This window comes from Mesorhizobium sp. M2A.F.Ca.ET.039.01.1.1 (assembly GCF_003998035.1).
In the GTDB taxonomy this organism is placed as follows: Bacteria; Pseudomonadota; Alphaproteobacteria; order Rhizobiales; family Rhizobiaceae; genus Mesorhizobium.
The window spans coordinates 1-748 of sequence record NZ_RZRY01001375.1 but is presented as its reverse complement, the minus strand read 5'-3'; the positions used below and the strand labels follow the sequence as shown (position 1 = coordinate 748).

Genomic DNA, 748 nt, shown 5'->3' with positions numbered 1-748 from the left:
GCGCCGGCAAGAAGGCAGAGATCCAGGGCCGCGTCGCCCAGATCAAGCAGCAGATCGAGGAGACCACCTCGGACTACGACAAGGAGAAGCTGCAGGAACGTCTGGCGAAGCTCGCCGGCGGCGTTGCCGTGATCCGCGTCGGCGGTGCGACCGAAGTGGAAGTGAAGGAAAAGAAGGACCGCGTTGACGACGCGCTCAACGCGACCCGCGCGGCCGTGGAAGAAGGCATCGTCGCCGGCGGCGGCGTGGCCCTGCTGCGCGCCTCGGCCAACGTCAAGGCCACCGGCGTTAACTCCGACCAGGCCGCCGGCATCAACATAGTGCGCCGCGCGCTGCAGGCTCCGGCCCGTCAGATCGCGTCGAACGCCGGTGCGGAAGCTTCGATCGTTGCTGGCAAGATCCTCGAGAACAAGGGCGCGACCTTCGGCTTCAACGCCCAGACCGGCGACTATGGCGACATGATCGCCATGGGCATCGTCGACCCGGTCAAGGTCGTGCGCACGGCTCTCCAGGACGCGGCCTCGGTCGCCGGCCTGCTCGTCACCACCGAAGCCATGATCGCCGAAGCACCGAAGAAGGAAGCTGCCGGCGGTATGCCGGGCGGCATGCCCGGCGGCGGCATGGGTGGCATGGGCGGCATGGACTTCTAAGAAGTCCATAAAGCACGCCCATCAACCAACATTGCTCAAGCCCGCAAGCGGGCTTGAGTGGCGGCATGGACTTCTAAGAAGTCCATAAAGCACGCCCA

Annotated in this window: 1 protein-coding gene; it reads left to right on the top strand. The window is 65.8% G+C overall.

What is annotated here, in order from left to right; all coding sequences use genetic code 11:
• Positions 1-650: TCP-1/cpn60 chaperonin family protein (locus EOA24_RS39950; RefSeq protein WP_281059950.1), on the top strand; the 650-nt coding region annotated here is incomplete at its 5' end.
• Positions 651-748 lie beyond the last annotated feature (98 nt).